Below are 1,122 nucleotides of genomic sequence, written 5' to 3'. Positions count from 1 at the left end.
CACACCACCACCAGCCCGGCCAGTGGCGGCGAGCGCAGGCAGTGGAGAGACGGCGGGACGGTCCTGATCACCGGCGGAACCGGCGGCCTGGGCGCCCTTGTCGCCCGTCACCTCATCACCGAACACGGCGTACGCCACCTGCTCCTGGCCAGCCGCCGCGGACCCGACGCCCCCGGCGCGTCCGAACTCGTCCGCGAACTCACCACCCTCACCACCGGCGTCACGGTCACGGTTGCGGCGTGTGATGTGGCCGACCGCGACGCTGTGGCGGACCTGCTCGCTTCGGTTCCGGCCGATCGTCCGCTGTGCGGTGTGGTGCATGCGGCGGGTGTGGGAGACAACGCGCTGGTGAGCGCGTTGACGCCGGAGCGGGTGGACCGGGTGTTCCAGCCCAAGGCGGACGCCGCCTGGCACCTGCACGAACTGACCCGTGACATGGACCTGGACGCGTTCGTCCTGTTCTCCTCGGCCGGTGGGCTGGTCCTGGCCGCAGGCCAGGGTAATTACGCGGCGGCGAACGTCTTCCTCGACGGCCTCGCCCACCACCGCCACGGCCTCGGTCTCCCGGCGCTGTCGCTGGCGTTCGGCCTGTGGGACACCAGCACGGGACTGAGCGACTGGCTCTCTGAGGCGGACCTGCACCGCATGCGCAGGCAAGGACTGCCCGCGCTGTCCGTGGAGGAGGGTCTGGCGGCGTTCACGGCCGCGATCACAGCAGCGGACGGGAACCCCGTGCTGGTTCCGCTGCGCATCGACACAGCGGCCCTGAGGTCACGCGGTGGTGAGGTGCCCGCGCTGCTGCGGGGCCTGGCCCGTGTCCCGGCCAGGGCGAGCGCGGGCGGCAGGACCACGGTCCGGACGGGAGCGCCGGCCCTGCCCGGACGCTTGAGGGGACTGGAACCGGAGGAACAGCTCCGTATCGTTCTGCATCTGGTACGGGGCAGGGCCGCGGCCGTCCTCGGACACACCTCACCCGACGCCATCCCGCCACAGCGAGCGTTCCAGGAATCCGGATTCGACTCCCTCGCCTCCGTCGAGCTGCGCAACCAGCTCAACCAGGAAACCGGCCTCCAGCTCCCGCCCACCCTCATCTTCGACCACCCCACACCCACCGCACTCGCG

1 protein-coding gene is annotated in these 1,122 nt (G+C 71.5%); it reads left to right on the top strand.

Going from position 1 to position 1,122, the window contains the following annotated elements; all coding sequences use genetic code 11:
- Nucleotides 1-1,122: type I polyketide synthase (locus ACZ6ZQ_RS38610; RefSeq protein WP_469773203.1), on the top strand; the 1,122-nt coding region annotated here is incomplete at both ends.

This window comes from Streptomyces sp. NPDC053673 (assembly GCF_055585225.1).
The sequence above is the reverse complement of the archived record's forward strand: the minus strand, read 5'-3'. Positions and strand labels throughout refer to the sequence as shown.